Source organism: Protofrankia sp. CiP1_Cm_nod2, assembly GCF_920664355.1.
In the GTDB taxonomy this organism is placed as follows: Bacteria; Actinomycetota; Actinomycetes; order Frankiales; family Frankiaceae; genus Protofrankia.
Window position 1 is genome coordinate 16,566 of the sequence record NZ_CAKKTL010000070.1, and the last position, 7,392, is coordinate 23,957.

General features: G+C 71.5%; 7 protein-coding genes. 5 read left to right on the plus strand and 2 right to left on the minus strand.

Features of this window, described 5'->3' with window-relative positions; all coding sequences use genetic code 11:
* On the minus strand, positions 1-354 hold a 354-nt coding region (locus NBW84_RS10290; RefSeq protein ID WP_250283978.1), incomplete at its 3' end, for an MFS transporter.
* 566 nt (positions 355-920) lie between these two features.
* Here NBW84_RS10290 and NBW84_RS10295 point away from each other — a divergent pair.
* From NBW84_RS10295 to NBW84_RS24230, 4 genes are all read left to right on the plus strand, one after another.
* Positions 921-1,826 (plus strand): helix-hairpin-helix domain-containing protein, encoded by a 906-nt coding sequence (locus NBW84_RS10295; RefSeq protein ID WP_250283981.1) that lies wholly within the window; start codon positions 921-923, stop codon positions 1,824-1,826.
* Positions 1,827-1,888: 62 nt separating this feature from the next.
* A complete protein-coding gene (locus tag NBW84_RS10300) occupies positions 1,889-3,484 on the plus strand; it encodes a ComEC/Rec2 family competence protein (RefSeq protein WP_250283983.1) in 1,596 nt (531 codons plus the stop codon).
* A 64-nt stretch (positions 3,485-3,548) separates the two neighbouring features.
* A complete protein-coding gene (holA, locus tag NBW84_RS10305) occupies positions 3,549-4,544 on the plus strand; it encodes a DNA polymerase III subunit delta (protein ID WP_250283985.1) in 996 nt (331 codons plus the stop codon).
* Entirely contained in the window at positions 4,541-5,200 is a 660-nt protein-coding gene (locus NBW84_RS24230) for a hypothetical protein (protein ID WP_445548311.1), read from the plus strand. The genes holA and NBW84_RS24230 overlap by 4 nt, the downstream gene beginning before the upstream one ends.
* 229 nt (positions 5,201-5,429) lie before the next feature.
* Here NBW84_RS24230 and rpsT read toward each other — a convergent pair whose 3' ends face one another.
* The gene (gene rpsT, locus NBW84_RS10315) at positions 5,430-5,699 is read right to left on the minus strand and encodes a 30S ribosomal protein S20 (RefSeq protein WP_250283987.1); all 270 of its coding nucleotides are present in this window, start codon (positions 5,697-5,699) and stop codon (positions 5,430-5,432) included.
* 553 nt (positions 5,700-6,252) lie between these two features.
* Here rpsT and lepA point away from each other — a divergent pair.
* Positions 6,253-7,392 (plus strand): translation elongation factor 4 (lepA, locus tag NBW84_RS10320; RefSeq protein WP_250283989.1); only part of this gene is annotated, 1,140 nt, incomplete at its 3' end.

Sequence of the window (7,392 nt, forward strand, 5' to 3'; positions counted from 1 at the left end):
CTGGTACATCGACTGGGCAAGCCCGCACAGTGTGCTGCCGGCCAGGAAGATCGTTATGGACAGCTGCAGGACGATTCTGCGCCCGTAGAGGTCACCGGCTTTCCCGTACAGCGGGGCGGAGATCGTGGAGGTCAGCAGGTAGGCCGCGACCAGCCAGGAAAGCATGTCGCTGCGATGGAACTCACCGACGATGGTCGGCAGCGCGGTTGCGACGATGGTCTGGTCCAGTGCCGCGAGCAGCATGCCCGTCATCAGCCCGGTGATAATGACGACGATCTGCCGGTGGCTCAGGCCCGTACCGGTGCCGTCCGGTGGGTTCCGGTCACGGCTGACATTGTTCCCGGTGGTCGTCATGCATCCTCCGTCGGGCGGGCCGCTCGTGCGATGCCGGCACAGTGAGAGCGTGGGGCGGCCACAGGAATTCGACGCAGGTCGCAACGCGATGTATCCCACGGCTCGACATTTCGCTACTTGATTGTATGATGCAACTATACGTGATCGTTTTGATTGGGCATCGGGCGTGTTGTCGCGTGTCGGCCGTGATACCGAACACGGTCGGTACATAGCAGGTTTTGTCCGTCACTCGCGGTGTCCTGTGGACAGAAGACGGTTGTCCACAGGCGAGGGGTACACGATGTACCGCCACGGCGCGGGGCCCTACCGTCACGGGCATGGCTGATCTTTCTTTTGCCCCCGGCACCCGCTCGGGCGTGGCTGCCGTGGTCCGGCCAGGCGCTGCGAAGAGCCGTGCCCCGGTGGCCCGTGCCCCGGTGGCCCGTGCCCCGGTGGCCCGTGCCCCGGTCACGGGGGAACGCGGCAGCCCGGAGCCGGGCCGGCTGTACCTCACCGGCCCGGCTCCGGGCGCTCCTGACAGGGAACCGGGCCCCGCCGGGCCGGGCCCCCGCCGGGGGGAGCCACCCGTGCCCGGCGAACACGGCCGGTCGTCCCGCTCCGACGCGGCCGGCACGGCATCCATCGATGCTTCCTTCCTCGACGAGATACTGGCCGAGCCTGCCGGTCCCGGCGGCGGGGAGCGGCGGACAGCCCTCCAGCGGGCTGGATCCAGCCTGGCCGGACGCCTGCCGCACACCCTGCGCGGCGGGCTGGTCGACCCGGCCATCCGTGGCGCGTTGCTGATCGCGTTCGTCGCCCTCGCCGCGGCGCTGGTGGCCGGCTGGTTCGCCTGGCGGGGCAGACCAGTGCCGGTGCTGGCCCTTCCGCCGGCGGTACAGGTGACGGACCTCACGAATCCGGGGCCCGGCACAAATCCGGGGCACGGTACAGCGGCCGCCGCGGTGACGGCCGCGACGCCGCCGTCGCCCGCCGCCACCGGGAGCCCGCAGGCGCAGGTCGTCGTCGACGTCGCGGGCAAGGTCCGCCATCCCGGAGTGTTCACCCTGTCGGGAGAATCCCGGGTGGTGGACGCGGTGGCCCGCGCCGGCGGGGTGCTGCCCGGGACGGACACCTCCGGGCTGGCGCTTGCGCGTCGCCTGGTGGACGGCGAGCAGATTCTTGTGGACGGCCGCCCCGGACCGGCACCACCCCAGCCCGCGGGCGGTACCGCCGGCAGCGCCGGTGGTAGCGGTGTCACCGCGGGCGGCGGTGGCAGGGGCTCGCCGGGCACCGCGCCCGGGGCACCGGTGAACCTCAACACGGCCACGGCCGAAGCCCTCGACGCGCTGCCCGGCGTAGGTCCTGTGCTGGCCCAGCGGATCGTCGAGTGGCGTGCGGCCCACGGCGGTTTCACCTCTCCGCGACAGCTGGGGGAGGTGACCGGAGTCGGTGATCAGCGTCTTGCCGACCTGCTGCCACTCGTCACTGTCTGACTGTCAGCGCTCAACGGAGAGCGTGTTGGTTCACCGGTGGCCGGGTAGCGTGGAGCACGAACATGACCGTTTCCGGTCACGATCCGCAGCATCAACCGCCCGACCTGCGTCTGGTCGCCCCAGCCCTCGCGGCCTGGGCGGGAGCCGCGGGTGCCGGACTGGCCGTGCCACCGGTGGCCGTGCTGTGGATCGCCGGGGTGTTGCTGTGCGTGACACCGCTGTGCGTGATACCGCTGTGCGCGGTGGCCCTGCTGCGCGGCCGGACGGCCCGACGGCCGGCGGGCACGGTCCTGGCATGTCTGGCCTGCCTTGCCGCGGGCGTGCTGGCGGCGGGTCTGCCGGCCCGGGCCCGGACGCTCGGCCCGCTCGCGGCCCTCGGCACGGCCCGGGCGTCCGCCGGTATCGAAGGGACGGTGACCGGCGACCCGCGGGTCAGCCACGGGGGCGGCGGGCTCGTCATCGTCCCGATGCGGGTGGAGCGGCTGACCGCGGACGGGCACGACATCCGGCTGCGGCAGCCGGTCCTGGTGCTCGCGACCGCGTCCGGCTGGGAGGACCTGCTGCCGAGCCAGCATGTCAGCACCTCGGGAAGGCTGGCGCCGCCGAGGGCGGCTGACACCGTCGCCGCTGTCGTCTTCGTCCGGGCCGCGCCGGCCTCGGTCGGCCCGCCCTCGCTGGTGCAGCGGGTGGCCGGTCATCTGCGGGCGGGCCTGCGCGACGCCGCGTCGGGGCTTGCCGGCCCGCGCCGCGGGCTGCTGCCGGGCCTTGTCCTCGGCGACACGAGCAACCTCGACGACGAGGTGCGGGAGGACTTCCGGACCGCCGGGATGTCGCACCTGGTCGCTGTCTCCGGCGCGAACTGCATGATCATAATCGCCGCGGCGACCGTTGTCGTCCGGCGCAGCCGGCTGGCTCCGTGGGTGCGGGCCGGCTGGGTCGCAATGGCCCTGGTCGGTTTCGTCATCCTGGCCCGGCCGTCACCAAGCGTCCTGCGGGCCGGTGTCATGGGGCTGATCGGGATCGTCGCGGCCGGCAGCGGACGGCCGCGGCTGGCCATGCCCGCGCTCGCGGCCACCGTGCTGGTGCTCGTCCTCAGCAGTCCCGATCTTGCTCGTTCGGTCGGTTTCACCCTGTCGGTTGCCGCCACCGCCGGACTGGTGATCCTCGTCCCCGGCTGGCGGGACGCGCTGGCGGGCCGGCTGCCGAGGTGGCTGGCAGAGCCGCTCGCGGTCGCCGCGGCGGCACATGTCGCCTGCTCGCCGATCATCGTCGCCATCGGCGGCGGGGTCAGCCTGGTAGCCGTTCCCGCCAACATGCTCGCCGAGGCCGCGGTCGCGCCGGCGACCATCCTCGGGGTCCTCGCCACGGTGGCCGCGGTCGTCTACGACCCGCTGGCCCGGCTCCTGGCGGCCCTCGCGGGTGTGCCGTGCGGGTGGCTGATCACGGTGGCGGACGTCGCGGCGCGCGTACCCGGCGCGGAGATCGGTTGGCCGGCCGGCCCGGCCGGCGCGGTGGCCCTCGTCGCCACCACAGCGGTGCTGTTCGCGACCGTTCGGCGGCACCGTGGGCGCCGCGTCCTCATCGCACTGTCTGTCATCACTCTGGGCATACAGGTGATATTGATGTCACGTGCTGCTGGAATCTGGTCCACGCGTTGATGGCTGATCGTCATTACTCGATGTTCCTGACCAGCTCGTGAGGTCCGGATACCGTCCCTGTGACATGCTCGCCAGCGTGCCGCCGACATCCGCGCCGCCACGGCTGGTCCTGGTCTCCGGTGACGAGGAGCTGCTTGTCTCCCGCGCTGTCCGGGACGTCGTCCACGCCGCCCGGCGCCACGACCCACAGGCGGAGGTCGTCGACCGGGCACCGGGCGAGTTCACCGAGAGTGACATGGTTGATCTGGCCAGCGTATCGATGTTCGGTGGGCTGCGGGTGGTCGTGGTCCGCGGCGCGCAGGAACTTACAGATGATCTTCGAGAGGCGCTGCTGGCCTACCTCGCCCGCCCGCTGGACGACATCGTGCTTGTCGTCGTCCACAGCGGTGTCGTACGCAACCGCAAGCTGGCGGAGGCGATGAGGACGGCGGGCGCGACGGTCGTCACCGCGGCGCGTATCACCCGGCCGCGGGACCGCTACGACTTCGTCTCGGCCGAGGCCCGCCGTCTCGGTGGCCAGATCAGCGCGGGCGCGGCGAAAGCACTGGTGGACGCGGTCGGCAGCGATCTGCGCGAGTTGGCGATGGTATGTGAACAGATGATCGCGGACTCCGGTGGAACGATCAGCGAGGCCCTGGTCGCCGGATACCGTCGTGGCCGGGCTGAGGCCACCGGTTTCGCGGTGGCGGACGCCGCGATCGCGGGGGACCTGCCCGAGGCCCTGACCGTACTGCGCCAGACGCTCGCGGGCGGTGTCCCGCCCGTCCTCGTCGTGAGCGCCATGACCACCGGGCTGCGTGACCTGGCCCGGGTCACGGCCGCCGGCGGTGGTTCCACCTGGGAGCTGGCCCGCAGCCTCGGTATGCCCGACTGGAAGGTGGAGCGTTCCCAGCGGGCGGCCCGGGGCTGGAGTGACGAGGGGCTGGCCTACGCGATGCGCGCGGTCAGCGCCGCGGACACGGCGGTCAAGGGCGGTGCCGTGGACCCGGTCTACGGGCTGGAAAGACTCGTCATCCAGATCGTGTCGGCCCGTGGCCGTCCGGCGGGAGCCCGGCGGTGACGTTGCGGGCACCCCGGCCCGACCAGGGAGACTCCGCCCGCCCAGGCGCAGGCGGCCCGGATGGAGCCGGCCCGGACGGAGGCGGCCCGGACGGAGGCGGCCTGGAAGGGTGCGGCCTGGAAGGGTGCGGCCCGGAAGGGTGCGGCCCGGGCGGAGCCGGCCCGGGCGGAGCCGGCCTGGAAGAGGGTGGCCTGGATGAAACCAGCCCGGTCAGGGACGACCGGGGCGAGGAGAGAGCGGACGCGGGCGGCCGGGGCGCGGACGCACCGGCACAGGGCAGCCTGGGCCGGGACGGGCCGTACCAGGATGATCCCGGTCAGCGCGGCCCGGGACGCGACGCCGCTGGGCACCAGGCCGGCCCGGAGCGGGGAAGCACACCGACGCCGGGACCAGGGTCGCCTTCAGCCACCAGCGGCGCGGTCGGACAAGCGGACGGGTTCTTCTCCACCGGCAGAATCCTGGCCGGCAGCGTCCTGCTCGGCGTCCTGATCGCCCTGGCCGACCTGGCGAGCGCGTGGGTGATCGTGGCGCTACCGCTGACGGCGATCACCATGGTGGCCTACAACAACGCGATCAAGAAGATGCTGGCCGTGGACGACGCGCGGATCCGTCCCGCGGAGAACGAGCCACCGACGCCCGAAACGTCGCCATACTGAAACTGAAAGCGCGCATTCCAGCACTCACCGGATATGGACTCGTCAGATGTGTTCTGTGCCGACGCCGATGCGCAAGCTCCCGGGCTGTCGTCGGGACGCTGACGAAACCTGTGGGACGTCGGGCGGACGGACGTCCCACAGGCGGGCGCCGCCGTCCGCCGCCCGGGGAGCAGCCGGACCCGGGTCGGGAAAACGGCAGGTGGACGGCGTACGAGCGGACGCGCGGGCGTCAGGCCTTGGTCAGCGAGGCGTACCGGGTGGCCAGCGCCGACTTCTTGTTGGCGGCCTGGTTCGAGTGAATGACGCCCTTGCTGACGGCCTTGTCCAGCTTGCGCGACGCGACGCGCAGCTCCTGGCCGGCACGCTCCTGATCGCCGGCCTCCACGGCTTCCCGGAAGCGGCGGATGAGCGTCTTCAGCTCGGACTTCACGGCCTTGTTGCGCAGCCGTCGCTTCTCGTTGGTGAGGTTGCGCTTGATCTGCGACTTGATGTTGGCCACGCGAAAGAACCCCTGGTCGTCGAATTGGCAGGAAAGTCGGGTCGGTATGAAATTCGGTGTGAACGGCGGTCGAGCCCCGGCGTCGGACCAGGACCGGCCTGTTCGTGACTGGCTCGACGGCAACCGGCCGGTACACGGATGGTACCGGGGAAGCCGTAGGGCCCGGGAAACATCGGTAACCTTACCAACTTACCCGCGAACGGTGTCGGAGGGCGTGCCGGCGGTGCCCGCCGGCCGGGCGGGCCGCGGCGCCCGGCCGCGCCGCCCGACCGTTGCGTCCGGTGGCCGTCGCGGCTGGTGGGCGCCGGTCCGGTGGGCGCTGGGATGGCCGTCAGCTGTGGCCATCGGCGTCCGACGCGGTGAGTCTGATGTGCTAGCCAGGGTTCGCGCCAGGCTCGGGCCAGGCTCGCGTCGGGCCCGTGCCGAGCCCTGGTGCGCCGGTGCCTGCTGCGCCGAGCCTCCTGGTATGCCGAGCCTCCTGGTATGCCGAGCCTTGCGTGTCAGGGCCTGGCACGATGACACAGTCCATCCCGACGAAACGAGAAGACTCCGCGTGCCCCCAGCCTCCGACCCCCGTCGTATCAACCAGGCATCGGTCGACCAGGCGTCGATCCGCAACTTCTGCATCATCGCTCACATCGACCACGGCAAGTCGACGCTCGCCGACCGGATGCTTGGTGTCACCGGTGTCGTCGAGGCCCGTAACATGCGTGCCCAGTACCTGGACAAGATGGACATCGAGCGTGAGCGTGGCATAACGATCAAGGCGCAGAGCGTCCGGCTGCCGTGGCAGGCCGACGACGGCCGCGACTACGTCCTGCATCTGATCGACACTCCTGGCCATGTCGACTTTACCTATGAGGTGAGCCGGTCGCTCGCGGCCTGTGAGGGCGCGGTGCTGCTCGTCGACGCGGCGCAGGGTATCGAGGCGCAGACGCTGGCCAATCTCTATCTGGCGCTCGAGAACGACCTGCAGATCATCCCGGTCCTCAACAAGATCGATCTGCCGGCCGCGCAGCCGGCGAAGTACGCCGCCGAGCTGGCGCAGATCATCGGCTGCGACCCCGCCGACGTGCTGCTGGTGTCGGGCAAGACCGGCCAGGGCGTGCCCGAGCTGCTCAACGAGATCGTCCGGCGGGTCCCCGCGCCCATGGGTGACCCGGACGCCCCCGCGCGGGCCATGATCTTCGACAGCGTCTACGACACCTACCGGGGTGTGATCACGTATGTGCGGGTGGTCGACGGCCGGCTGACCGCCCGGGACCGCTGCCTGATGATGTCGACGCGGGCGAGCCACGAGACCCTCGAGGTCGGGGTGATCTCGCCGGAGGCGATCCCGCGGGAGGGGCTGTCCGCCGGGGAGGTCGGCTACCTCATCCCGGGGGTCAAGGACGTCCGGCAGGCCCGGGTCGGCGACACCGTGACCTCGGCGGCCCGTCCGGCCCAGGCGCCGCTGGCCGGTTACCGTGACCCGCGCCCGATGGTCTACAGCGGCCTGTACCCGATCGACGGCAGTGAGTATCCGGCCCTGCGGGAGGCCCTGGACAAGCTGCAGCTCAACGACGCCGCGCTGACCTACGAGCCCGAGACGTCCGCGGCGCTGGGCTTCGGGTTCCGCTGCGGCTTCCTCGGGCTGCTCCACCTGGAGATCGTCCGGGAGCGCCTGGAACGGGAGTTCAACCTCACGCTTATC

What these genes read in the sequence shown, in the direction of transcription:
- NBW84_RS10300 (WP_250283983.1), top strand. Translation starts at nt 1,889, where the DNA reads ATGACCGTTTCCGGTCACGATCCGCAGCATCAACCGCCCGACCTGCGT.
- holA (WP_250283985.1), top strand. Translation starts at nt 3,549, where the DNA reads ATGCTCGCCAGCGTGCCGCCGACATCCGCGCCGCCACGGCTGGTCCTG.